We start from the raw sequence: 25,054 nt of genomic DNA, 5'->3' as shown, positions 1-25,054 counted from the left end.
CCTCAGGGACACGTCCCGTGCGGGACGGACAGCTCGGAATCGCGTCCGGCCAGCTCGGACGGCGCGCCGCTGCTCCAGCTCCCGATGGCGCCGCTGCAGCTATGACCGCGGACGAGGTAGTAGAGCGTTTGGCCGACGCCGTTGACACGTGGATCGGTGACCGAGGTCCCCGCGTAATTCGACACGACTCCGAGCTGGCACGAGTAGGTGAACGTCCCGAACGACTTGAGATACTCGATGACCCCATCCTCGACGTCGAAGGCCACGCCACCGGCGGGGCTCCATGACAGGAGCGCCGAGTCCCCGGCGTGGTTCACGAGGAGTCCGGGCGATCCTGCGACCGGAAAGCCTTCGTCCACCGTGCCGTCGCAGTTGTCGTCCAGCGCGTTGCAGATCTCGGCGGCGCCCGGATGGATCTCGGGGCGCCGATCATCGCAGTCGCCGCTCGTCATCACGTAGCCGGCCGGCGCGTTGCAGGCCTGCACCGTGACGCCGATCGCACCGAACCCGTCGCCGTCGACGTCGGGATACCAGAAACCGGGCGAGGCGCAGGAGTCGAGGCAGAGTCCCGCGCCCGTGTTGAAGAACTCGTTTCCGTCGTCGCCGCCCCAGACGAGCACTTCGGTGCCGATCCAGCTCGCCGAGTGTCCGCGGCGCGGCGAGGGCGACGTCGCGCCGGCGCCGATCGGGGTCCAAGAGTCGGTCGCGGGGTCGTAACGCCCTCCGTCGCCCAGCATCGTTCCCGACGAGTTGCCGCCCCAGACCACCATCTCGGTTCCGGTCCACGCGGCCGCGTGGTTGGAGCGGCCCGTGGGGACACCGCTCGCGAGCGAGGTCGGCGTCCAGGCATCGTTGAACGGGTCGTACGCGCCACCGGTGCTCGTGTTGCCGGGACCTACGAGGCCGCCCCAGATGATCATCTTCGATCCGGTCCAGACCGCGGTGTGATACTGACGTCCAGACGGCGCGCCGGCGGTGGAAGTCGGAAGCCATGCATCCTGCGCCGGGATGTAACGCCCACCGGTGTTCGCCGTGCCTCCGCCCCAGACGACCATCTCGTGGCCCGTCCAGACGGCCGAATGCCCGGAACGCCCGCTGGGCACATTCGCCCCCACCGAGGTCGTCGACCAGCTCCCGCTTCCGGGATCGTAGAGCGCCCCGGTGTTCGTGCTCGCTCCGCCGCCCCAGATCACCATCCGCGCTCCGGTCCAAACGGCGGTGTGGCCGCTGCGCGGCGACGGTCCGCCGGCGGCGGGAATCGGCGTCCAGGTATCCGCCGCCGGGTCGTAGCGCCCGCCGTCGCCGAGGTCCGTGCCGTTCGTGCCGCCCCAGACGATGACTTCGGATCCGGTCCACACCGCAATGTGTCCGCTCCGTATCGACGGAACGTTCGTCGACGCGGTCATCGACCAGGTGTCGGTCGCCGGGTCATAACGCCGGGGATCCGCGACCTGAGCAGGGGAGGTGGTGAAGCTCCGGATCCCCCCGAAGACGATCAGCTCGGCCCCGGTCCAGGTCGCCGTATGGGACGTTCGCTTCGGATCGGAAGGATTGGTGCGCGTCGGGAGCCACGTGTCCGCCACCGGGTCGTACCGTCCTCCGCTGTCGAGGCGCTCGACGGAGCTGAACCCCGTCTCGCCTCCCCACACGACGAGCCGCGTCCCGGTCCAGACGCCGACGTGGGACCTGCGGGCCGCCGGCGCTCCCGCGAGCGACATGGAAGTCCAGGTATCCGAAGCCGGGTCGTACCGGGCCCCGTCCCCGAGCTGGTGAGCGGGCCCATTGTCGTTGCCACCCCAGATCAGCATCCGCGTTCCCGTCCACACCGCCGTGTGCGAGAACCGCCCGGTCGGCACGCCCGCTCCCGTCGACGTCGCGGTCCACTTGTTCTGCGCGGGGTCGTAGCGACCGCCCGAGTTGATGCCGCTTCCCAGGCTATCCAGGCCGCCCCAGACGATCATCACGGTCCCGGTCCACACTGCGGTGTGAGCGTATCGCGCCCCCGGCGCTCCCTGCGGCTTGGTCGCACTCCATGTATCGGCCGCGGGGTCGTACAGGGCACCCGTGGCGAGCAGGCCGACCGAACTGCTATTTCCACCCCACACGATCATCCGTGATCCGGTCCACACCGCGGTGTGCGCATGTCGAGCGTCGGGCGCTTGGCCCGCAACGGAAGTCGCGGCCCAGCTATCGGTCGCCGGGTCGTACCGCGCTCCCGTGCGCAGATCGACCGAGCCTTCACCGCCTCCCCAAACGATCATGCGGGTCCCGGTCCACACTGCGGTGTGCAACCCGCGCGGCGAAGGCGCGCTTCCTGCGGTCGAGGTCGAGGCCCACGTGTCGGTGGACGGGTTGTACCGTCCGCCGGTACCGAGCGCCGCGCTTCCGTCGGGGGCACCCCCGCCCCACACGATCATCTCGCTCCCCGTCCAGACGGCGGTGTGCTGGATACGCGCGCTCGGCTCGTTGGCGACCGCCATCGCGGTCCACGTGTCCGTTGCCGGGTCGTATCGCTTGCCGAGCGGCGCATTCACCGCCGCGCTCGCCCCGCCCCAGACGATCATCTCCGAGCCCGTCCATACCGCCTGCGCGCCCGTCGCGCCGTCAGGCGGACCATCGGCGCAGCACGTCGGCTCCCACGCAAGAGGCGTACACGCGTCGCCACCGATCGTCGGGAGGACGAATTCCGCCGAGGACAGAGGAGAAGGCGCCGCGGCGAAGGTCATCCGCACGTCGTTCCACCATGCGTCGAACCCGTCGCCGTAGGCCTCGCGCAGGAGACGCTCGGTCAGCGCGGGACGCACTACGGCGTCGACGATCCGGGCCGGATCGTTTCCCAAGGCGTCGAAGATCTCGCGAAGGACGAGCGGCGCTCGCGTCGATCGCGCCATGCGGTCGAGCTCGACCTGAAGCATCGCGGGGGTGACCGGCCGGCCGCTGAGAACCTCGAGGGCGGCGGCCTTGCGCCACGTCTCCTCGACACGCGCACGGACGGCCGAGTCCGGAACGACCTGATCGAACATCGGCTTGGCCTGCGGATTGTCATCGGGCCACAGCCGGTGATTCCAGTAGACCTGCTCGACCGCGCGCCGCGCGGCGACGCGATCGTCCGTTGCCGGCGAGAGCGCGGCGAAGCTTGCCGCACCGAGTGAAGCCACGACGAGGAGAGACGCGAGACCTCTCGAGGGGCCCATGGTGTCCTCCCCCTTGCGTCGACAACCGTTGTGCGTTGTCTTACGCCGATCGCCGGGCAGGGTCAAGTCGCTTGGCCGACGCTGGGGCGACTTCCAAGAATTGTGAGTGCTTCCCTGAGCGCACATTGCGTGGGCTGTTAGCTCAGGGGTAGAGCACCAGCCTCTTAAGCTGAGGGTCGCTGGTTCAAATCCAGCACGGCTCACCAATCCCGCATCATCGCTTTGGCGACGAAGAGCCGTGAGGTTGAGAATGGGAGGACCACCGAGTCTCCACGAGGGTCCTTCGATGTCCGAGCCTGCGGAAGACGAAGTTTCCGTCCAGTGCCCCTACTGCGGGGAGTGGCAGTCCGTCTTCCTCGACCCCGAGTCCGTCGGTGAGATGGTCCAGGATTGCGAAGTGTGCTGCGAGCCCTGGCAGATGACGGTGCGTCGCGGCCGCGACGGGAAGCTCGCCGTGAGCCTGCGCCGCGCCTGATCGCGGCGGCCGCGAAATCGCATTTCCATTGGTTTCGCACTAAACTCCGGCGCTGCCCACGAGGTCTACTCGCAAGAGGGACCTTCGATGAGACGAACGGTTGTCGTCGTCCTCGCGCTCGCGATTCCGCTCTCGGCGCGTGCCGCGGGTGTGACGAACGCCGCCGATGATCGGCGCACGGGGTGGTATCCGGACCAGGCGTGGCTCGCGCCGTCGTTCGTCGCCGGCGGGGGCTTCAGTCAGCGGTTCAACATCCAGATTCAGGGGCAGGTCTACGCGCAGCCGCTGGTGATCAACCGGTCGCTGTTCGTGGCGACCGAGGAGAATTGGATCTATCGGATCGATCCGGAATCCGGGGCGGTCCTCTGGCGCCGGCAGGTCGCGCAGCCATGGAAAGCAGCGGACATCGAATGTCCGGATCTCGCGCCGTGGATCGGTATCACGGGCACGCCGGTCGTCGATGAGGCGACGAACACGGCGTACTTCTTCTCCAAGACGTACGCGAGCGGGACGTCGGGGCCGGCGGCCTATTTCGCTCATGCGGTCGACCTGATCACGGGCGTGGAGCGGCCGAGCTTCCCCGTTGCGATCGCGGGGAAGGCCCAGAACAGCGAGCAGGTCTTCGGCGCGACGTACGAGCTCCAGCGGACGGGCCTCCTCCTCATGGACGGCGTCGTGTACGCCGGGTTCGGCGGGATTTGCGATACGTCGCCGTGGCAGGGTTGGATCGCCGGCGTGTCGACGAGCGGCGAGCTCAAGGCGCTGTGGACGTCTCGCGGAACCCTGGGCGGCGACGGGGCGGCGATCTGGCAGTCCGGGGGAGGGATCGTCTCCGACGGTCCGGGACGTCTCATCGTGGCGACCGGCAACGGCGGTTCGCCCGGGCAGCCGATCCCCGGCGACGCGCCTCCGGCGGACCTCGGCCAATCGGTCGTGAGGCTGAACGTTCAGGCGGACGGAACGCTCGCGGCCACGGATTTCTTCTCGGCGTGGGACGGGCCGACGCTGGACTATTCCGATACCGACCTCGGCTCGGGAGGGCCGATCGCCCTTCCGGACGACTTCGGGACGGCGAAGTACCCGCACGTCGCGCTCGAGATCGGCAAGGAGGGGCTCCTCTACGTGTTGAACCGCGATCATCTCGGCGGTTGCCAGGAGGGGACGAACCAAGGGGACGATGTCCTCGACGAGATCCCGGGGCTCGGCGGCGTTTGGGCACGTCCATCGTGCTGGCCGGGGGACGGAGGGTACGTCTACTTCCCGACGAGCGGCCTGGAGAGCTCACCCCTGCGCGTCATGAAGCTCGCGACCGACCACAACGGCACGCCGACCTTCACGCTCGTGGCGAGCTCGGCGGACGACTTCGGTTTCGGGTCCAGCTCGACCGTCGTGACGAGCAACGGCATGCAGAGTGGATCCGCGCTCGTTTGGATCGTCTACATGGCCGACGAATCCGGGGCCGGCGCGGAGCTGCGGGCCTACGATGCCGTCCCCACCGGTGGGGCACCGGTGCTGCGGTACGCCGCTCCGGTCGGAACCGGGTCGAAGTTCAACCCGCCGGGGATCGGATTCGGCCGCGTCTATGTCGGCACGCGCGACGGTCGTGTCCTGGGGTTCGGAGCGCCGCCGATCCAGCTCCATATCGGCAAGCGCGCCGGGAGCGTTCACCTGACGTGGACCGGAGGGACCGCACCGTACACGCTGCGACGTGCGGAGGATCCCGATTTCAAGGTGAACGTGATGACGCTCATCGATCACCAGGTCGTCACCTCGTACGACGAGCCGGGGCTCGACGACGGGAAGACCTACTACTACGACCTCCACTGAAGGCAGATTCTGGTTGATCGGTACGCCGGTTTTCCGTATGACTGCGCAATCACGCTCCGAATCCGTCGTGAGGTGAGGGGGATCGGCGGACCGAATCGGTCGTCATCGGACGGCGAAGGTCGGTCAGAATACAGCCAACGATGCGGGCCCCGAAGAGCGGTCATTCCAGGCGCGCCGGCTGGGTGCTGGCGCTCACGCTCCTCTTGCTCGTTGCGGCCCGCGGCCGGTCGTTCGCGGCGGAGACGTCCCTGCGTCTCGTGAGCGAACCGGGGGCGTCCGCCGGCGACGGTCAGAATCTGTTCTACACGCCGGCGGACGGAACTTTGAGCGTCCTGTACGGCGGGGCGTCTTTCCTCTTCGAGACGCCCGACTACCGGACGGAGTGGGTTCTGCAGTTCACGGGGTTGGCGCGCGAGCTGCCGGCCGTCGGCACCTACCGCGACGCGTGGCCGCCCTACTGGGACGATAGTGTGCCGGGGCTCGTGGTCTACGGTCGGAACGGCGGTTGCGACCGTATCCGAGGAAGCTTCCAGGTAAAGGAAGCGGTCTACGACGATGCGGGCAATGCGACGTCCTTCTGGGCGGTGTTCGAGCAGCGTTGCGCGGGCCAGCGGCCGGCACTGCGGGGCGAGCTCAGGTTCAACGCAGACGTCGTCGTCGCGCTGACGGCCCCGCTGGGCGAGATCGTCGACCGGGACGCGCCGCTGCGGTTCGACGTCTCTGCGACCGACGTCGAAGGGCGCCCGGTCGCGCTGACCGCGGCTGGATTGCCGTCGGATGCGGCGTTCATCGACCACGGCGACGGCACGGGAACCTTTTCCTGGACCCCCGGATTCGACCGCTACGGGAAGTACGACGTGAGCTTCCGCGCGGACAACGGCGCCGGAGACATCGACGAGACCACGACGAGAATCGAGGTCCTCGGGACGACGTCGCTCTACATCGAGAGCGAGCCGGGCGATCCCGCGGGGGAGGGGCGTTTGGCGTTCTTCAACGCCGGCGACGGCCGTTACACCACGGAGAAGAATTCGAGGGCGGGTATCGACACTCTCTTTCTGTACCTCCCCGATTACTCACAATCGTGGCAGCTTCAATTCGGGGCACCGTTTTCCGTGCCCCTCGGTGTGGGCACCTACGCGGGGGCGACGATGTTCCCCGCGCAGGATCCTTCCATGCCGGGTCTCCTGGCGCGAGGCGACCACTACTGCTCCACGGTGGACGGAAGCTTCGACGTGAAGCAAATCCAGTACGGACCGGTGACCGACATCGCGTCATTCTGGACGACGTTCGAGCAGCACTGCGACGGGGCCACCGCGGCGCTCCACGGAGAGCTTCGCATCAACGCGGACGTGCCGCTCCTCGTCACCGCGCCGGAGATGTCGTCGGTGGCGGAGGATCGCGCGCTCAGCGTCGACGTGAGGGCGCATCACAAGGGGGCCGATCCGGTCAGCTTGAGCGCGTCCGATTTGCCGCCGGGAGCTTCGTTCACCGACAACGGGGACGACACCGGGACGCTCAGCTGGACGCCTTCCGTGGGGCAGATCGGCCGCTACACGGTGCGGCTCGCCGCGCAGGACGCGCTCGGCGACGTCGATCGCAGCCTCACGCGCATCCAGGTCCGGCTCAAGAACGACGAGATCGAGGACGCGATCGCGTTCTCGTCACTTCCGTTCGAGTACACGATGGATACGAGCGGGGCCACGGTCGGCATCGACGATCCCTTCGACTACTTCTGTCCCGGCTACGGAGTCGCTTCCGCGTGGTACGCGTTCCACCCGGCGAAGGCGGTGTCGGTCATCGCAACCGCCGGCCTGAGCGGTCCGCAAGGATCGATGATCGCGGTCTACATCGGCGAAAAGGGAGCGCTCCAGAAGATCGCTTGCGGCAACGGTGGCATCCGATTCGATGCCACGGCGGTGCACACCTACTACTTCCTCGTGCAAGGGGGCGCAAACGTTTTTCGCGTCGCGGCCGCCTCGACCATCCCGCCACGACCCGCAAACGACGACATCCACGACGCGACGCGAATCACCGCCACGCCGTTCGTGGACGAGGTCGACACGAGCGGTGCGTGGGTCGGGAGGGACGACCCCAAGAGCTGCGGTGGTCGCATGCGCACGGTGTGGTACGTGCTGAAGATGCCGGCGCACGCGCAGGTGACCGCGAGCACCGCCGGGAGCGACTACGCGGCGTCCGTCTCCGCGTGGACGGGCTCGCGCGGGGCGCTCCATCGCATCGGTTGCGAGCACACGGCGTTGACCTTCGAAGGCAAGAAGGGCAAGACCTACTACCTCATGGTCGACGCCGATGCCAACGACTCTCCGCCTGTCTTGCGATTCTCGGTCGACGCCCGCACTCTGCTCGACCTCGGCTTGAAGTTGAATGCCGCGTGCTCCTTCGACCCGCAGACCAGTGAAGCTTCCGTGGGTGGCCAGGTTACATGCTCCAAGCCGGCGGTCGTTGCCCTCCATGGGGTGATTCGGCAGCGGACGACCGTCGCGACGTTCGACGTGTCGGTGTCGTGCACTGGAACCACCGCGTGGACGGCCGTGGCCGTCGGAGCGCCCAAGCCGCTCAGCTCGGGGCCGGCTTCCGTCGCCGTCGATGCGTCCTCGCTCGACGACGTGAACGGGAACACCGTCCGGGTGCGCAAGACCGGAAGCGTCGTCCTGAGTCGGTAATCCGCCTCAAACCCCCGGCGGTACGGCGTCATCGTTCGGCGGCTCGTGGTATTCCCACGCGCCGTCTTTCTCGGTGAAGCCCCAGCCGCGCATCGCGGGGGCGCCTTCGTGGCCGAAGGGTACGGCGGCGATGGGGCGGCCGCGCACGGACAGGGTGAGCGCGCGGAAGAGCGCGTAGCCGGTGCCGCGGTACGAGTGGTCCTTGTCGCGCTGGACGAAGATGAGGCGCGGGCGCTCGCCCGTTCCGTTGAGCGGGTCCGTGCACGTGGCCACGCCGATCGTGTCGCCCTCCTCGTTCAGGGCGAGCACGCCGCGGATGCGGGTCTTGCCGTCGTCGCTCGAGCCTTGCCAGACCTGGAGCGTCTCGCGATGGGCGTCGGCGGCCCAGCCGGGAGGATCGGTCGCGAGCCAGCCGGGGACGTCCGCAAGCGGTGCAATCGTCGTCGCCATCCGACCCCCTAGGTCAACGCGCGGCTTTATGCCAAAGGCGGCGGCCCCGAGTCAACAGCGCATTACGCCGCTCGGACCGGCTCCCAAGCATTTCCCTTGAGGCGGAGGGCGAGCTTGGGGGGCTTGGCAGGCCGCGGCTTCATCTTGGTGAGCAGCTCGTCGGTGTAGTCCATGCGCGGCTGCGTGCGTGTGACGAGGAGGCGCACGAGGAGATCGGCGGTGCGGGGGATCTCGTGCTTCCCGCTCTGCCAGCGCGACATCGTCTCCGCCGTGACGCCGAGCATCTTCGCGAAGTCGCGGGAGGAGTGGCCGAGGTACTGGCGGAGGAAGCGGAACTCCTCGCGGCTCAGCGCCGACGGGCGAGCGACGATGGCGCGCGCGAGGGAGGCGTGGAGGCCGGTGATGTTGGGGATCGCCACCTCGACGTGGCCGCAGCGCGCGCACTTGCGGACCTCGACGCCCCGCAGGACGACGTGGGGGAGGCCGGACTCGACGTAAGGATGGGTCGTCCCGGCGGGACGAAGGGTGCCGCCGCATTCCACGCAGGTCATGAGCCGTGCCTCCTAGCGCCGACGATGACGACCTCGTCGGGCTCGCCCCGGCCCGATTCGGGGCCGCGGAACGCGAAGTCGACCGACATGGTCTTCGTGCGGCTCCGGTAGCGCTGGATACCGTGCTCGACCTCGAGGCTACGGACGGCGCCGCCGCGGAGGACGTTGACGACGTCGGCGCTCGTCAGGTCCTCGCGCATCATCGCTTCCTTCGCGGCGCTGCCGAACGTCGTCATGCCCCTCTCGCCGAGGATGCGCCGGACGATCCGCCGGGCGGTCTCGTGATCGTACGGCTCCTCCACGGACGGAGGTTACACCCGATTGACGAATCGTCAAGTGTCGCCTTACACGACGCGGCGGGGTAGGCTCTGTCTCGATGACCCCGTCCAAGGCCTTCGCCCTTTCGGCCCTGCTCGCCCTCTTGGCCGCATGCACGAACGTGTCGGCGCCGACCGATTCGTCCTCGTCGTCGCCGCCGCCGTCCGGACCGGGCGGCCCTACGAGTCTATCGGGGACGTGGGACGCGACGCTGACGGTGACCGGCGGGAACGCGCTTCCGAAGGGCACGAAGCTGACGGGGACGATCGTGCTCGTCGCCGACACCGACACGAACGCGCTCTCGGGCACGCTCACGCTCTCGAACGGCATCGCGGGGACGATTCAGGGGGCGCAGGCGGGGAACGGGTTCGTCATGACGACGACCGAGACCTTGCCGTGCCACTCGGGCTCGTTCGACACGCCGGACGGCCGCGTGAACGACGCCTTCACGCAGCTCACGGGGACGTTCGACGGGCGCGACTGCAACGGGAAGCTGGTGGCGGCGCTCGCCGCCGTGCGGCGCTCCTGACCGATCACGCCTCCCAGTACTGCCACTCGCCGGCTTCGTCGTCGAGCGATTCCCAGCGGATCAGCGCCAGGCGGCCGTCCTGGGTGATCGGCCACGGGAGGATCGGCCGCTCGCGCATCGCGTCCAGGACCGCCCGGAAGAGGGCGGCGTTGATCCTGCGTCCCTTGCAGCCGGGGTCGCGGGCGATGTGGTGGAGGTGACGCTTCGCCAGCTCCTCGCTGCGCTCGTAGAGGGCGAAGCCGACCGCGCGGCCGTCCTCGATCGCGCGCATGAGGCGCATGCCGGCGTAGCGCGGCGAGTACTCGAAGGGCTGCCCGTACGGGTCGCCGACGGCGGTCCTCAGGCTGTGCGCCGCGGTGTAACGCACGCCGAACGCCCACGCCGGTACCTCTCCGCGGATCCAGGCGGCGACGTCCTGGACGTGCTCGATCGCGACGGCCAAGCAGCTACTTGGTCTTGGGAGCGGGGACGGCGCTCAGCGGGATGCGGAACGTCTTGATGTCGCCGCGATCGTTCTGCGAGTAGAAGAAGAGCGACGGGCTCCCGGTCGCCCACTCGTCGTACTCCTTGCGCGGGACCTCGACGACGCCGCTCACCGTCACGTTCTTGCCGGCCGGGATCGTCTGCTCGCCGAACCGGTGCCACACCTTCTGGATGACGTTGGGGTGCCTGAGGACGACGGGACCCTTGACGTCCTGGCCGCCGCTGTTCGTGATCGTCGCCTTGAACGTCATCGAGACGGTCGACGAGCGGACGTGCGGCCTCTCGACCTGGTACGTCCCGGAGAGCGCGAGGGGCTGGGTGTCCGCCAGCACCGCCGAGGTCGCGGCGAGCGCGGCGAAAGCGGAGCCGAGGACGAGCGTGCGCATGCGTGAGCCGGCCATGGTGATCTCCTCCGAACGGAAACATAGGCCGATCCGTGCGGCGAGCCAATGACGTGGCCGTTGAAGCTCTTTCCGCCGTCCGCTACACTCCGGCGTCCGTCTCGGTCCCCATCGTCTAGTCTGGCCTAGGACACCACCCTTTCAAGGTGGCGACGCGGGTTCGAATCCCGCTGGGGACGCCAAGAAGACGTCGACGGCGACTTCCGACTTTTCCCTCAGCTCATGACGGCTTCGTAACGACGCGCCACGTCACGCGCTTCACGTTTCCGTAATGGTTTCGCCCCGAACCGAGAACGATATTCGCGAGGGCACTTGCGAGTTCGGTTCCGGACGCGGCACCGAAGGCGCAGGTCATGCGACGTGGGGTCGACGAAGGTGTCCACGGGGTCCGACGAGAACCGCTCGCGCTTGCTCGTGCCGTTCATCGTGACGGTGGACGCGGCAGCCTTGACCGCGATCGCCGCCGGGATCGCGCGCGGATGGGGCGGCTCGGGCCAGACGTTCGCGCTCCTCGCGGCGCTCGCCGCGCTCGCGGGCGCGCGGCCGGTCCGCTTCGCACGCTTCAAGACCGAGCTGACCGCGACCCACCCGTTCGTCCTCCTCGCCGTCGCCGCCCTCGGGCCGCTCGCCGCGATGGTCGTCGCGGTCGTCGGTCTCACCGGTGTTCTCCTCAGGCCCGGGCGGAAGCTCAAGATCGATCGCACCGCGTTCAACCTCGGCGCGGTCGTCTGCGCCTCGGCCGCGGCGGCGTGGTCGTACCTGGTCACCGGCGGTCAGATCGGCGGGACGTTCTGGCCGAGCCTCCTCCCGCTCGTCGCGGCGACGGCGGCGTACTTCCTCGTCAACACGGGGCTCGTCACGATCGCCGTCGCGCTCCAGCAGCGCATGCCGATGTTCGAGGTCTGGCGCGAGAGCTTCGAGTGGACCGCGGTCGCCTACTTCACCGGACTCACCTTGGCCGCCGCGATGATGGCGGCGCTCCAGGCGTGGGGCACCTGGGTCGTCGCGCTCGCGATCCCGCCGTGCTGGCTCCTCCTCGGCTTCTACAAGGCGCACCAGGAGGCGCTCCAGGAACACGAGCGGCGCGTCGCCGAGATCGAGGCGCTGAACGCCGAGCTCGAGCAGAAGGTCGTCCTCCGCACTCACGAGCTGGCGACCGCTCTCCAGGGGCTCGAGGCGGCGAACCGCATGCTCCAGGACGCGAACCGCGCCCTGACCGATGCGAGCAACGCGAAGAGCGAGTTCCTCGCCAACGTCAGCCACGAGCTGCGAACGCCCCTGAACTCGGTCATCGGCTTCTCCGAGCTCATGACCGATCCGAACTTCGGCGAGCTGAACCCGCGCCAGCTCGAGTTCCTCTCCGACATCCGCGACAGCGGCGAGCATCTCCTCGCGCTCATCAACGACATCCTCGACCTCTCGAAGATCGAGGCCGGCAAGCTCGAGGTGCACCGCGAGGACGTCCCGATCGTCGAGCTTCTCCGCGATTCGCTCTCGATGCTGCGACCGCAGGCGGGGAAGAAGCGCCTGCAGCTCGAGATGCGCTGCGAGAACGACGTCATGGCGCGCGTCGATCCGCGCCTCGTGCGGCAGGTGCTCGTCAACCTTCTCAGCAACGCCGTGAAGTTCACTCCCGACGACGGCAACGTCGAAGCCGCGGCGCGGTTCGAGGGCGACGACCTCGTCGTCACCGTCACCGACTCCGGCATCGGGATCCCCGAGGAAGACCAGGAGAAGATCTTCCACGAGTTCTACCAGGTCGACGGGTCGTACTCACGCAAGTACCAGGGGACCGGCCTCGGCCTCGCTCTCGTGCGCCGCATGATGTCGCTCCACAGCGGCGCCGTGACGGTGACGTCGCGCGTCGGCAAGGGATCGTGCTTCCAGTGCGTCTTCCCCGGCGCGAAGACGACGGGGCGGCCGGCGCAGGCGATGAACGCCCCGGCCGCCCACGCCGCCGCTTCCGCACCCGAGCCGCAGGACGCGCGCGGCCTCACCGTCCTCGTCGTCGAGGACAACCCCGTGAACCGCAAGCTCGCGCGGAACGTCCTGAGGGCGCGCGGCTATCGCGTCCTCGAGGCCGACACCGGCGAAGAGGGGATCGAGCTGGCGCGCCGCGAGCGCCCGCACCTGATCTTGATGGACCTCCAGCTTCCCGGCCTCGACGGCATGGAGGCGACGCGCCGCCTGAAGGCCGACCCGCAGACGCGCGAGATCCCGGTCGTCGCCCTCTCGGCGCACGCGCAGGACGCCGACGAGGCGCGCGCGCGCGAAGCGGGATGCGCGGGCTACATCGCGAAGCCGATCCGCCTCTCCCGGTTCCCGCAGCAGGTCCGGTCTTACCTGGCCCCATGGGAAGGAGCCGCATGAACGCCACAGCGACCAAGACGCACGACGTCCTCGTCGTCGACGACGACCCCAGGAACCGTCGCCTGCTCGAGGAGTACCTCGTCAGCGCCGGCTACGAGGTCCGTCTCGCCCCCGACGGCGAGAGCGCGCTCAGGATGGCGGCCGAGCGTCCTCCCGACCTGGTTCTCCTGGACGTGATGATGCCCGACCTCTCCGGCCTCGAAGTCTGCCGGCGCCTGAAGGCCGACCCGCGCACGCGCCTCGCCCAGGTCGTCCTCGTGACGGCCTTGGACGGCACGCCGCACAAGGTCGAAGGCCTCGACACGGGCGCCGACGACTACGTCGCCAAGCCCGTGCGCCGCGAGGAGTTCATGGCGAAGGTTCGCTCGCTCCTGCGCGCGCGCCGCCTGATGGCGGAGCTCGAGGAAGCCCGCGCCACGCTCGCCGCGCGGAACGCGAAGCTCGAGGAGCTCGAAGCGCTCAAGGAGACGCTCACCCAGACCCTCGTCCACGACCTCAAGAACCCGCTCGCCGCGGTGCTCGGCAACCTCGAGTTGATGGAACGCAAGGTCGGCGAGCCCGCGCTCCACCTCGTCGTGCGCTCGAAGGCCGCCGCGTGGCGCATGCACCAGATGATCCTGAACCTCCTCGACGTCGGACAGCTCGAGGAAGGCAAGCTCCACCTCAACCTCGAATCGGTCGACGCGCGCACGCTCGTCAAGAAGGCATGCCAGGAGATGGAGCATGCGTCCACTCACCGCAAGGTGAGCTTCGACATCGCCGTCGGCGGCGAAGAGGGGACGATCCGCGGCGATGCCGCGATCCTGCGCCGCGTCATCGACAACCTCCTCTCGAACGCGATCGAGCACTCGCCCACCGACGGCAAGATCAGCGTCAAGGTCATCCCGTGCGACGAAGGGGTCGAGATCGCCGTCGCCGACCAGGGCCGCGGCGTCCCGCCGGAATTCCGCGAGCGCATCTTCGAGAAGTTCCAGCGCCTCGAGAGCCGCAAGACCGTCCCCGGCGCCAATCGCGGTCTCGGCCTCACGTTCTGCCGTCTCGCCGTCGAGGCGCACGGCGGCACCATCTGGGTCGACGACGCCCCCGGCGGCGGCGCGATGTTCCGTGCGCTCCTTCCTTCGTCGGAAGAAGGGGCCGGGGAGATGAGCGCCGAGCGGAAGGCGGCGGGCTAGCTCGCATGCGCAGGTGCGTGCTCCTCGCGGTCGCGAATCTGTGTCTCGTGATCGCTGCGCAAGGGTGCGTCCGCAAGGTCGAGGGTGTGTGGCTTCAGCCGCTCGACGAGGGATCGCAGCGGGTGTGGTTCAAAATGCGGGGCTTCTCTGTCGTCGTTCCGGCGTCGTGGGAAGCGCAGCCGCCACGTCCGCTGATGCGTGCGAGCGTCCAAGGGCGAGCGCAAGGAGGCATGCCCGTCAGCTGCATGTGGCAGGTGATCTCGGATCCCGAGTACCGCAAACGGAAACCCGAAGAGCTGTTCCGTGGTGATTTCTCACCTGAATCGATGATCGAGTACCTGAACGACGATCCGAACACCGGCGGCGCTCAGATCCTCAGTACCGAAAGCGTTTCCGTAGCGGGCCACCCGGCCAATCACGTCCTCTACACCGCAAATACTTCGTACAAGGGCATCAGCATGCCGGTCGAGATGTCGACGCTCGTCGTGCCGTATTCGAGCGTCGTCTTTGTTTCCCACTGCGGAACGCTTGCTGTGGATTTTTCTGCTGCGGAGCCCGAGATCAGGTCGATTCAGCACTCGCTCCGTCTGTTCGATGAGTTGCGGTCAGACGACGACCCAGCGGGCGGACCATCGAAGCGCCATTCCCATGGCGCGGCTGAGACATCTCTCTGGGTCGCCTTCGTCGCTTCGATGGCCGTTGGAGCGATCGGCGCGCCGCGTCTGTTGATGCGCTGGCCTCGAATGGCCATCGATCTCGTCGTTGCCTTCGCGATCCTCGAAGGAACGATGATTGTTACTTGGGTGGGGGCAGACTACTTCGCGAATGAAGCGATGGTGGACAAGATGTTCGTCCCGGTATTCCTGACGCTGATTCCATTCTTGGCGACGTTGGGAGCGGGACTATCCGTACTGGTGTTGCCTCGCGGAGCCTCACGCTGGTCGGGGATCGCCCTGCTCGGAGCATCCCTGCTTCCCGTACCCGCAACGCTCGTCATGAGGCCTCTCGCCGCCGCGATTGTCTTTCCCCTCATCGACAGGATCGTTGCCTGACCGTCGACGGTTGACAGTCGGCTGTCAACCCTCCTGCGGCGTCGGACTCTCCAGCACATTCCCCGCCTTTCTGTCGGCGGCAAGTAAGAGCACTGCGAAGATCAATCCCGCGATCCCCAGGCACGAGAACATCGTCTGGCTGGCGGTGTAGCTCTTCGTGTTGTCGACGAGCGTGCCGTTCAAGTAGGGGAAGGCGAGGAGGCCGATGTTCTGGACGGCGGTCATGATGCCGAACGCGGTGCCGACGCGCTCCTTCTCGACGACGAGCGGGACGGCCGGCCACATCGCGGCGGGGACGAGGACGAAGGCGGCGCCGAGGACGATCATCGGAAGCACAGGGTTGATCATCGTCATGCCCATCGCGAGGTGCGCGGGGATCATGAGGAGCGAACCGAGGATCATCAGGCTGGCGCGCTTTCCGATACGGTCGACGAGGCGGCCGGCGAACGGCGCGAAGATCATCGATGCGGTGATGATGATCGAGGTCACGCCCTGCGCGGTCGAGAACATGTGCGTGAAGTTGTAGAAGATGCCGGAGAGGAAGCCGAGCCCTTCGCCGCTCGCCTGCGGGATGTTCCACTTGCTGTGGAAGAAGTCGGGCGCGAGCGCGGTGAAGGGGAAGATCGCGGAGTAGAAGGTCACGCAGAGGAGCGTGACGTACCAGAACGACGGCGGGAAGGCACCCTTCTTGAGCTGCGACCAGTTGATCTCGTCGGCGCCCGACTCGCCGAGACCGAGGACGGGCTCGGCCTTCTTGTCGAGTACGTTGTAGAGGAGGTTGGCGAGCAGGCTGATGAAGCAGAGGATCGCGGCGACCCAGAGCGCCGCGCGCCAGCCGCTGCGGTCGGCGATGAGCGCCTCCGTGTTGAAGGTGAACAGGGTGCCGAGGCGGCTCACGGTGAGGGCGACGCCGAACGAGAGCGCGAGCTCCTTCCCCTTGAACCATCGTGCGAGGATCGCGCTCTGCGCGACGGCGAGCGGCTCGGCGCCGGCACCGAAGAGGAGGCGGCCGAACTGCATCCAACCGACCGACGGCGCGATCGCGACGACGACGGCCCCGGCCGTGAGGAGCACCGAGAAGAGCAAGCTCGCCATGCGCGTCCCGATCTTGTCGATGAGGATGCCGCCGACGAGGACGGCCGCGATCGCGGCGAAGCTGTACCAGCTGTACATCGACCCGATCGACGCGCGGTCCGCGCCGAGTCCCTTGATGAGCGAGGTCTCGATGGCCGACACGCTGTCATAGGCGAAGTAGTTCCCGAACATCATGAAGCTCGCGAGCGCGAGGATGACGAGGCGGTAGGTTCGTGTCGCGGGATTCATCGGCACCTCAACGGATGGGGATGCGGGCGGAGCGCAGGAAGACGTCGAGGACGTCGTGCGCGTCGGGGACGATCAAGAGGTCGTGGCGCTGCTGCTCGATCGACTGAAGGACCGCTGCCGCGTCGGAGCGTCCGGCGCGGGCTCGGGCCAGATACTCGATGACGAGCGGCATGGCGCGCGCGACCGCGAGCCTCCGCCGCATGACCATGAGCAGGTCTTCACGGAAGGGGCCGTCCTCGATGGCGGCGAGCGCCAGCATGCGGCCGGGGTAGCGGTCGGCGGTCCAGGTGAATGACTCGACGAACGCGGGGTCGTCGAGTCGCCTGCCCGCATCGGCGGCGTTCAGGAGATCGCGCGGCCAATAGTTCCGCTCGCCGATGAAGCCGCCCCACTCGAGGACTTGCGTGTCGAGCGCGGTCCGGGTTTCCTTTTCGCGGTTCGAGAACCTGTCGAGGAGTCGTTGGATCTCCCGGTCGGCGTCGTAGCCCTCGGGGTCGTTCAAGAAGGCGGCGGTCGTGGCGAGCGGGAAGCGCGAGGCGCCGAGCTCGTTCATGGGGCAGGCGAGGTAGCCGGCGACCTCGTCCCTGATCGAGGGCTCACGGTTCCGGAGCGCGCCCAGGATGAGGCCGAGCGCGTCGCCGGTCTCGTCGTCGTTGACGGGAAAGTTGTCGTAGAGGAGGAGCGGACGGCCGCCGAGGCGGGCGCGCGTCTTCTCGAGGTCGGCGCGCGTGACCTTTGGCGAGAGCACGTCGGGGCCGGTCCAGACGATGCCGATCGAGGGAGAAAGCTTCGGTACGCCCTCCAGGAACGGTGCCGAGTACGGCCCGCTGCCGTCGCCGAGGTGAACGTCGGCGTAAGCCGCCGCGCACAGCCAGAGCGCCGTGCCCTTCGGAAGCTTCGCCGCGATCCGTGCGGCGAGATCGAGATGCGCCGGTGCGGAGGAGAAGCCGTAGCGGAAGATGTCGCGGAGCTCGTGCAGCTTCGTGGGCTGGTCGTCGAACGAGAGGATGAACCGGTCGACGCCGGCCTTCGCATGGAGCTTCTTCATGAAGGCGAGGAGCTTCCGCTCGCCGTCCCCGTCGGAGAAGACGAAGGTGTTCCTCGTGTCGGCGACCGGGTTGATCGAGACCCAGAGCGCGACGCCGCTCGTCTTCATCGCGCGGGCGAACGTGACGAAATCGCGGTCGAGGTGCGCGCGCTCGGTCCAGGCGCCCGCCTGATGGCTGTAAACGAAGAAGGCGTTGAAGCCGAGCGAGCGGCAGTAGGAGACGTGCGCCTTCACGCTCGGGTCGGCCGGCATGCCCCCGAGCTTGACCATGCGGAGCGGGAACGGCTCGGAGGCGTTCGCTTCCGGGGCCAAGGCGGCCGTGAGCACGAGCATCGCGGCCGCCGCCTTCGTTTTCGGGCGCGCGCCGCGCCACGCTGCGACGAGGAGGATCGTGAACCCGAGGACGACCGCCACGTCGGCGAGGTTGAAGGCGGCGGTCGGCCATCCCGGCCGGCCGATGAGGACGTAGTCGCGGACGTAGCCGAAGACGATCCGATCGACGACGTTGCCTGCGCCTCCCGCGATGACGAGCGCGATCGCCCAGACCTCGAGCGGGCCGGCGGAGCGCGCGAGGAGGGCGTACGCGCCGAGCGCGGCGAGGAGCGCGCCTTCCGCGATGGTGAAGACGAGGCGCCGCGCGGTCTCGCCCAACCCCGAGCCCATGCCGAGGATGGCGCCTTTGTTGGCGATCGCGCGGAGCTGGACCACCCCCATCGAGACCGGAGAGGTGAGCGCGCCGAACGCGACCGCCTTCAATGCTTGGTCGAGCGCGACACCCAGGAGAAGGACCGCGACGAGCGTGAGCGCTCTGGCGCCGCGCGTCATGCGGCGGCCCGGCGCATGCCGCGCACGTACGCCCACGCGGCGAGCACGACGAGCACGAGGCACAGCGCCTGCGACGTGCTGACCGTTCCGAAGACGCGGCCGCGATCCTCGTCGCCGCGAAGGAACTCGAGGAAGAACCGCGCGACTGAATACAGGACGAGGAACGCGGCGAGGATCTGTCCGTCGAAACGCTTCCGTGGGTAGAGGAAGGCGAGGACCCCGAGGATCGCCCAGCCGGCGAGCGAGAGGTAGAGCTGCGTCGGATGGATCGGCACGCCGGGCAGTCCTGTGTGGAGGCGCTGAGCGATCTCGGGGAACGTGACCGCCCACGGGAGATCGGTCGGCGTTCCCCAGCAGCACCCCGAGCAGAAGCAGCCCCAGCGCCCTACCGCCTCCGCGACGGCCCCCGCGATCGCGAGCAGGTCGAGCCCCTTGCCGTAGGGGATGCCGACGCGCCGGAACCAGTACCACCCGAACGGCACCGCGACGATGACGCCGCCGAGGAAGATGCCGGTCGAGAAGAGCATGAGCTTGAGGCCGCCCGGTGTGGCGAAATAGCGGCGCCATCCGACGGCGAGCTCGAGCGCGCGCGCGCCGAAGTAGCCGACGGCGATCGTGAGCACGACGGCGTCCGCGGCCTTGCCGGGATCGAGGCCGTCGATCTTCGCGAAGCGGCGGACGAGGAGCACCGCGACCCCGAGGGCGAGCAGCGAGAAGAAACCGTAGGCGGGGACGCGGAAGTGCCCGATCTGGAAGAGGAACGGGTGCATGCGCGGCTTACTCTATCCCGATCACTTGAAGCCGCCGCGCGCCCTGAGGTGGTCCGAGAACCGCGTGAGCACGCGGGCGACGACGAAGCGCGGCACCCGCACGGGGGGGACGAGCGCCGCGAGCGGGCGGAAGCGGTCGGGAAGGAGCGCGCTCGCGAGCGTCGTGAGGCTGCGCGGCGAGGGCGGGTAGCGGCCGTCGTCGTCGAAGACCCGGTAGTCGCGCATGACCTCGGCGGCGATCAATGCGCGTCCCGAGTGGCGGAGGACCCTGGGGTCGGAGGCGAGCGCCGCCACCGCCCGGCCGGTGCGCTCCGGCGTCTCGCCGTAGGCATCGAGGATCCGCCGGTAGCGCGGCGCGGCCTCGTGGAAGACGGCGCCGGTGGTGTCGGTGCGGACGAGCCCGGGCCACACCGAGACGACCGCGACCCCGTGCGGCAGGAGCTCGTGCGCGAGATCGGCGGTCATCCGGTCGAGGGCGGCCTTGCCGACGCCGTAGGGGACGCTCAGCAGGTAACCGCCCGCGCAGAAGGAGGAGACGTTGACGATGAGTCCCCGCCGCGCCGGGACCATGAGGCGCGCGGCATGGACCGCCGCCACGTAGTGGCCTCTCAGGCCCGGCCCGTTCATCCGCTCCCACACCGCCGGGTCGGTCTCCCAGAACGGCCGGCCGACGCCTGCGACGAGATCGGGCATCCCGGAGTGCACGTTGTTGACGAGAAGGTCGAGTTGCCCCGACTCCGAAGCGACCTTGGCGAACAGCGCGCCGATCTCGTCGGGGTGCTCGTGGTCGCAGCGCACCGCGATCCCGTGCCCGCCGAGGCGGTCGACGTCGCGGGCGACGTGCTCGATCGTTCCGGGCTCCGGAGGAATCTCGGAGGCGACCGTGCGGCCGGTCACGTAGACGGTCGCCCGCGTCTCCCCGAGGGCCCGGGCGATCGCGCGCCCGATCCCGCGGCTCGCCCCCGTGACCAGCGCGACCGTCCCTGACACCGCACGATGATACTGGCTTCACACACGCGGACGCCGTATGCTCCGGGAATTCAAGGGGGGCTTCGGCATGACCGTGTCGCGGTTTCGGCAGCGGCCCGCGCTCGCCGACTACCTCACCGAGCACGCCCGAAACCAACCCGACGTCCCGCTCTACACCTACCTCGACGGCGAGGGACGCGAGCGCGACACCTACACGTACCTCGCGTTCCACGAGCGGACCCGCCACCTCGCCGAGCACCTGAAGACGAAGGAAGGATTGAAGCCCGGCGACCGCGTCCTCCTCGTCTACCCTCCCGGCCTCGAGATCATCGCCGCGTTCTTCGCCTGCGCGCGGATCGGCGTCATCCCGGTCCCCGTCTACCCGCCGACGCCGATGAACTTCGAGATCGGCCTGGCGAAGCTGACGTTCGTCGCGAGCGACTCCGGGGCGAAGCACGCGCTCACGACGCGCGGGTTCTACCGGAGCTACCGCCTCCTCCTCGCCAAGCGGAAGATCTCCTCGCCCTGGCGGCGCGCGCCGGGGCTGCCGAATCTGGAGTGGCTCACGACCGACGACGTGCGCGGCGTGGCGTCCGACGGCTTCACGGACACGCCCGGCGAGGCGCTCTTCCTCCAGTACACCTCGGGCTCGACGAGCGATCCGAAGGGCGTGATCGTCACGCACCGGAACATCATCGAGAACGGGTTCGCGACGCTCGATCATCCGCCGGTCGCGGTGTCCTGGCTCCCGCAGTACCACGACATGGGGCTGATCGGCTATTACCTCTTCCCCGCGATCACGGGCGGCTCCGTGTGGGGATTCTCGCCTCTCGACTTCCTGAAGCGTCCCGCGCTCTGGATGCAGACCGTGAGCAAGGTGCGCGCGACGTGGACGTCGTCGCCGAACTTCGGATTCGAGTACTGCCTCCGCGACGAGAAGCTGCCGGACGACGAGATCCGCGGGCTCGACCTGAGCTCGCTCCGCGTCCTCATGAACGCGGCCGAGCCGGTGAGGGCCGACACGTTCGAGCGCTTCTACGATCGGTTCGGGCCGCTCGGCCTGAGACGAGAGGCGCACGTCGTCGCGTTCGGGCTCGCCGAGAACACGCTGTGCGTCACGAACCACGGGCGCCGGGTCGTCACCGTCAACAAGCGCCTCCTCCAGCAGCGGAAGCTCCACCTCGAGCCGCACCAGGCGAAGAACGCGAACCAGGTGAGCCTCGTGAGCTGCGGCGCGGCCCTCGCGGGCGTCGACGTGCGTATCGTCGATCCCGAGACGCGCGAGGCGAAGCGCGAGGGAGAGATCGGCGAGATCTGGCTCTCGGGGGCGAGCACGTGCGCCGGGTACTGGAAGCGGCCCGACCTCACCGAAGAGGTGTTCGGCGCCCGCATCGCAGGCGAGGAGGACGGCCCGCGCCACCTCAGGACCGGCGACCTCGGGTTCCTGCTCGAAGGTGAGCTGTACGTCTGCGGGCGGATCAAGGACCTCATCATCATCCGCGGCGTCAACTACTACCCGCAGGACATCGAGAAGATCGTCGAGGCGTCGTCGCCCAGGATCCGCACCGGCGGGGCCGCCGCGTTCGACGTCGAGGACGAAGGCGAGGGGCTCGTCGTCCTCGCCGAGGTCCGGACGCCGAAGGAGCTTCCCGACCCGCGCGAGATCGCGCGCGCGGTGCGGACCCAGTACTACGTCGAGCCTCACACGATCGCGTTCGTCACGCCGAAGACGATCTCGAAGACGACGTCGGGGAAGATCGCGCGCGCGGCGACACGGCGCCGCTGGCTCGCGGGGGAGATCGAGGCCCTCGCCGTGCACCTGTCGGCGAAGGAGCAGGAGCCTGCCGGCGACGTGTCGGGTCTCCGCGAGCGCTTCCAGTACATCGTCGAGCTGTACAACTTGACGGGGCACGAGGAGTACCCGTTCGCCGAGATCGGGATCGACTCCTTGACCATGGTCCGCCTCATCGAGGACATCAAGGATCTTCTGGAGGAGCACGGCGCCGGCGAGCTCGTTCGCCACGTCGACGTCAAGCTCCTCCAGCGGCTCACGATCGCGGAGTTCTTCTCGTTCCTCGACCAGTTCGAGCGCGCCGCCGACCAGCCGATCGCGGCGCTCCGCTACGTCCTCGCCAAGATCCAGAAGGACCACGAGGAGTACGAGCGCGAGTGCATGCGCGCCGACGCCGTGCTCGAGCCGCAGCCCGCGGTCCCGGCCGCGAAGCCAGTGACGAGCATGCTCCTCACGGGACCGACCGGCTTCTTCGGCCCGTTCCTCCTGAGCGCGCTCCTCCGGAAGACGCCGTACACGTTCCACGCCGTCGTGAGGGCGACCGATCCCGTTCACGGGATGGACCGCATCCGCGCGGCCCTGCGGCGCTCGAAGCTCTGGACCCCCGAGATCGACGAGGCGCTCGAGAGGCGGGTCCACGTCGTCTGCGGCGACGTCGCGCGCCACAACCTCGGGATGAAGGCGGAGACCTGGCGCACGCTGTCGACCAAGGTCCAGGCGGTCTGCCACAACGCCGCGCTCGTCAACTACGTCCTCGGCTACGACGCGCTGCGCCCGCACAACGTCGACGGGACGCGCGAGCTCCTGCGCTTCGCGCGGAGCGGCGTCCTCAAGGAGTTCCACCTCGTCTCGAGCACCTTCATCTACGGGTGGACCGCGAAGGCGCGCCTGCTCGAGACCGACGCCAACGAGGCGATGGAGAACCTCGACTTCGGCTACGCGCAGAGCAAGTGGGTCGCCGAGCATCTCGTCCACGCCGCGGGGCGGCAGGGGCTTCCGGTGCGCGTCTACCGCCCGTCGCTCATCTCCGCGGCGACGAACGGCGTGGGGAGCAAGGACGACATCGCGGTCCGCCTGCTCGCGTTCATGATCCGGCACGGCGTCGCCGTCGACGCGAAGAACCAGGTGAGCTTCCTGCCGGCCGATCTCGTCGCCGACAACCTCGCGGCGCTCATCGCGGCCGAGCTTCCCTCCGGCGGGACCTACCACGCCACCGTCGACCGCTACTACAACATGGCCGACGTGACGCGCGTCATCACCGAGCGCTACGGCTACCCGTTCGTCTATCACGACATCCCGCGCTTCGTCGCCGAGATGGGGCGTCGCGCGACGCAGGACGATCCGGTCTACCCGCTCCTCGACTTCTTCACGCGGTCGCAGGAGAAGCTCGCCGCGATGCAGCACAAGCGGTACGACAACGCGCGCTACCGCGAGGCGCGTTCCGAGGCCGCAGGATTCCGCCCCGACCCGCCGCTCGAGGAGACGGTGTCCTACCTGATGGAGTTCATGCTGCGCGAGGGGATCGTTCAGGAGCGCAGCAAGAACGCCGCGACGAAACCGGCGTAGACCGCGAGCGTGAGACCCGCGTACGCCGCCGGTCCGCGCCACCCGTAGGCTGGAACGACGCCCGGCGCGGGACGGTACGTCCGCAGAACCGCGACGTAGGCGAGACCCGCGACGACGAGCGCCCCCGCCGCATCGGCGAGCACGTGCTGCTTGACCGTCAAGATCGAGATCGCGACGAGCACGACGCCGGCGCCGATCGCAGCACCGTAGACGCGGGAGGCGATCCACGCGGAGAGCGCGGCGAGGAGAGCGATCGAGAGGTGGAGCGAAGGGAAGAGGTTCACCGGCGGGTCGAGCCGGTAGATCGTCGCGACCGCCCACGGCGAGAGTCGAGACGTGTCGAGCGGTCCCGCGGATTCGCGGAGATGCGCCGAGGTCACCGGATACGCCGCGAAGACCGCGAGCGACGCCGCGATGACGAGCGCATAGGCGACGATCGTGCGCCGGAAGAGGCGGGGGCACCGCACGACGAAGAGGGGGAGCAGCGACGCGGGGAAGAGCCAGAGGTAGATCCACACCGTCCAGTCGACGAAGGGGATCCGCCGGTCCCACGCGCTCGTCAGGTCGTGGGCGCTCTCGGGCGCGATCGCGTGGCCGATCGCGAAGTAGCCTGTGACGAAGAGGGCGATGACGGCCGCGCTCAGAAGCGCGCGCTCGGTCCCGGCTCTCAGAAGGGGAGCTCCGCCCAGAGCAGCTCGCGCTTGCTCACCTTGATCCACGCCCACGACGTCGGCACCTTTGCGGTCTGGTCGACGCCGTTCTTGCGGATCGTCTTCTCGTAGTTGTTGAAGTCCATCTGGAGCGTGCGCCCGTAGACGGTGCGGTAGACGACGATGTCGGCCTTCTCCTTGCGAGCCGAGTCGCCGATCTCGAGGTCCCAGTTCCAGGCACCGGAAAGCTTGTTCGCATCCGCCGACGCGAGCTTCAGCTCGAACGTGACCGGATGACCCGCCATGTAGTAGGTCGCCTTCCCGTCCCAATCGGTTTCGAACGCTTCGGGGCCCGCGAGGCTCTGGTACTGGAGCTTGGCCTGGCGCTTCCCGTTCTTCGTCCGGATCCAGAGTGCGAAGTGGGAATCGCGGTTCACGTACATCCACGTGCCGTCGAACGTTCCGACGTTCGTCGGATCGGACTTCATGAGGCCGACCGTGTCGGTGCCGATCCCGTGGAGCTTCGTCTTCTGCTCGGTCGCCGCCCAGCACACCGCGGCGCCGGCGAGGACGAGGGCCGTGAGCGTCAATCCCTTGCGGAGCATCGC

20 protein-coding genes and 2 tRNA genes are annotated in these 25,054 nt (G+C 68.5%); 10 read left to right on the top strand and 12 right to left on the bottom strand.

From position 1 onward, the window contains the following. Positions 1-2: 2 nt before the first annotated feature. Positions 3-3,194 carry a kelch repeat-containing protein gene (locus VFV19_03200; GenBank protein HEX4823296.1) on the bottom strand — a complete coding sequence of 1,064 codons (3,192 nt, stop codon included), beginning with the start codon at positions 3,192-3,194 and terminating at the stop codon, positions 3-5. A 131-nt stretch (positions 3,195-3,325) separates the two neighbouring features. Here VFV19_03200 and VFV19_03195 point away from each other — a divergent pair. The 4 genes from VFV19_03195 (at position 3,326) to VFV19_03180 (ending at position 8,177) form a co-directional block, all read left to right on the top strand. After that, positions 3,326-3,400, top strand: a tRNA-Lys gene (locus VFV19_03195). Between the two features lie 80 nt (positions 3,401-3,480). Further along, a complete protein-coding gene (locus VFV19_03190) occupies positions 3,481-3,669 on the top strand; it encodes a CPXCG motif-containing cysteine-rich protein (GenBank protein HEX4823295.1) in 189 nt (62 codons plus the stop codon). 87 nt (positions 3,670-3,756) lie between these two features. Continuing rightward, complete coding sequence (locus tag VFV19_03185) at positions 3,757-5,496, top strand: hypothetical protein (protein HEX4823294.1); 1,740 nt, start codon at positions 3,757-3,759, stop codon at positions 5,494-5,496. Positions 5,497-5,636: 140 nt separating this feature from the next. Then, positions 5,637-8,177 (top strand): Ig domain-containing protein, encoded by a 2,541-nt coding sequence (locus VFV19_03180; protein HEX4823293.1) that lies wholly within the window; start codon positions 5,637-5,639, stop codon positions 8,175-8,177. Positions 8,178-8,183: 6 nt separating this feature from the next. On the opposite strand, the gene VFV19_03175 is transcribed toward VFV19_03180, so the two are convergent. The 3 genes from VFV19_03175 to VFV19_03165 form a co-directional block, all read right to left on the bottom strand. Further along, a complete protein-coding gene (locus tag VFV19_03175; GenBank protein ID HEX4823292.1) occupies positions 8,184-8,627 on the bottom strand; it encodes a hypothetical protein in 444 nt (147 codons plus the stop codon). Positions 8,628-8,689: 62 nt separating this feature from the next. Then, positions 8,690-9,178: a hypothetical protein gene (locus tag VFV19_03170; protein ID HEX4823291.1), complete on the bottom strand. Its 489-nt coding sequence runs from the start codon at positions 9,176-9,178 to the stop codon at positions 8,690-8,692. Continuing rightward, positions 9,175-9,480, bottom strand: coding sequence for a hypothetical protein (locus VFV19_03165; protein ID HEX4823290.1), 306 nt, complete (start codon positions 9,478-9,480; stop codon positions 9,175-9,177). The genes VFV19_03170 and VFV19_03165 overlap by 4 nt, the downstream gene beginning before the upstream one ends. Positions 9,481-9,554: 74 nt before the next feature. On the opposite strand from VFV19_03165, the gene VFV19_03160 reads away from it, so the two are divergent. Then, a complete protein-coding gene (locus VFV19_03160) occupies positions 9,555-10,025 on the top strand; it encodes a hypothetical protein (GenBank protein HEX4823289.1) in 471 nt (156 codons plus the stop codon). 4 nt (positions 10,026-10,029) lie between these two features. Here the strand turns inward: VFV19_03160 and VFV19_03155 are convergent, their stop codons facing one another. Together VFV19_03155 and VFV19_03150 are read right to left on the bottom strand one after the other, a co-directional pair. Continuing rightward, positions 10,030-10,467 carry a GNAT family N-acetyltransferase gene (locus tag VFV19_03155; GenBank protein HEX4823288.1) on the bottom strand — a complete coding sequence of 146 codons (438 nt, stop codon included), beginning with the start codon at positions 10,465-10,467 and terminating at the stop codon, positions 10,030-10,032. A gap of 4 nt (positions 10,468-10,471) precedes the next feature. Then, complete coding sequence (locus VFV19_03150) at positions 10,472-10,909, bottom strand: hypothetical protein (protein HEX4823287.1); 438 nt, start codon at positions 10,907-10,909, stop codon at positions 10,472-10,474. Between the two features lie 104 nt (positions 10,910-11,013). Between VFV19_03150 and VFV19_03145 the strand changes: the two genes are divergently transcribed. The 4 genes from VFV19_03145 (at position 11,014) to VFV19_03130 (ending at position 15,503) form a co-directional block, all read left to right on the top strand. Beyond that, a tRNA-Glu gene (locus tag VFV19_03145) sits at positions 11,014-11,091 on the top strand. A 193-nt stretch (positions 11,092-11,284) separates the two neighbouring features. Beyond that, the gene (locus VFV19_03140) at positions 11,285-13,279 is read left to right on the top strand and encodes an ATP-binding protein (protein ID HEX4823286.1); all 1,995 of its coding nucleotides are present in this window, start codon (positions 11,285-11,287) and stop codon (positions 13,277-13,279) included. Beyond that, a complete protein-coding gene (locus VFV19_03135; GenBank protein ID HEX4823285.1) occupies positions 13,276-14,451 on the top strand; it encodes a hybrid sensor histidine kinase/response regulator in 1,176 nt (391 codons plus the stop codon). The genes VFV19_03140 and VFV19_03135 overlap by 4 nt, the downstream gene beginning before the upstream one ends. Before the next feature lie 17 nt (positions 14,452-14,468). After that, the gene (locus VFV19_03130) at positions 14,469-15,503 is read left to right on the top strand and encodes a hypothetical protein (protein ID HEX4823284.1); all 1,035 of its coding nucleotides are present in this window, start codon (positions 14,469-14,471) and stop codon (positions 15,501-15,503) included. A 24-nt stretch (positions 15,504-15,527) separates the two neighbouring features. Here the strand turns inward: VFV19_03130 and VFV19_03125 are convergent, their stop codons facing one another. The 4 genes from VFV19_03125 to VFV19_03110 are packed head-to-tail and all read right to left on the bottom strand — an operon-like array spanning position 15,528 to position 20,459. Next, positions 15,528-16,826 carry an MFS transporter gene (locus VFV19_03125; protein ID HEX4823283.1) on the bottom strand — a complete coding sequence of 433 codons (1,299 nt, stop codon included), beginning with the start codon at positions 16,824-16,826 and terminating at the stop codon, positions 15,528-15,530. A gap of 7 nt (positions 16,827-16,833) precedes the next feature. After that, positions 16,834-18,699 carry a beta-N-acetylglucosaminidase domain-containing protein gene (locus tag VFV19_03120; GenBank protein HEX4823282.1) on the bottom strand — a complete coding sequence of 622 codons (1,866 nt, stop codon included), beginning with the start codon at positions 18,697-18,699 and terminating at the stop codon, positions 16,834-16,836. Further along, positions 18,696-19,469, bottom strand: a complete 774-nt coding sequence (locus VFV19_03115) for a prolipoprotein diacylglyceryl transferase family protein (GenBank protein ID HEX4823281.1) — start codon at positions 19,467-19,469, stop codon at positions 18,696-18,698. The genes VFV19_03120 and VFV19_03115 overlap by 4 nt, the downstream gene beginning before the upstream one ends. 21 nt (positions 19,470-19,490) lie before the next feature. Further along, positions 19,491-20,459 (bottom strand): SDR family NAD(P)-dependent oxidoreductase, encoded by a 969-nt coding sequence (locus VFV19_03110; protein HEX4823280.1) that lies wholly within the window; start codon positions 20,457-20,459, stop codon positions 19,491-19,493. 67 nt (positions 20,460-20,526) lie between these two features. Here VFV19_03110 and VFV19_03105 point away from each other — a divergent pair, with 67 nt between their 5' ends. Then, a complete protein-coding gene (locus tag VFV19_03105) occupies positions 20,527-23,796 on the top strand; it encodes a thioester reductase domain-containing protein (GenBank protein ID HEX4823279.1) in 3,270 nt (1,089 codons plus the stop codon). Here the strand turns inward: VFV19_03105 and VFV19_03100 are convergent. Together VFV19_03100 and VFV19_03095 are read right to left on the bottom strand one after the other, a co-directional pair. Then, positions 23,757-24,515 (bottom strand): phosphatase PAP2 family protein, encoded by a 759-nt coding sequence (locus VFV19_03100; protein HEX4823278.1) that lies wholly within the window; start codon positions 24,513-24,515, stop codon positions 23,757-23,759. The genes VFV19_03105 and VFV19_03100 overlap by 40 nt on opposite strands. Continuing rightward, a complete protein-coding gene (locus tag VFV19_03095; GenBank protein HEX4823277.1) occupies positions 24,464-25,051 on the bottom strand; it encodes a hypothetical protein in 588 nt (195 codons plus the stop codon). The genes VFV19_03100 and VFV19_03095 overlap by 52 nt, the downstream gene beginning before the upstream one ends. Positions 25,052-25,054 lie beyond the last annotated feature (3 nt).

Source organism: Candidatus Polarisedimenticolaceae bacterium, assembly GCA_036275915.1.
Lineage (GTDB): Bacteria > Acidobacteriota > Polarisedimenticolia > Polarisedimenticolales > DASRJG01 > DASRJG01.
This window is presented reverse-complemented; position numbering and strand designations above follow the sequence as displayed.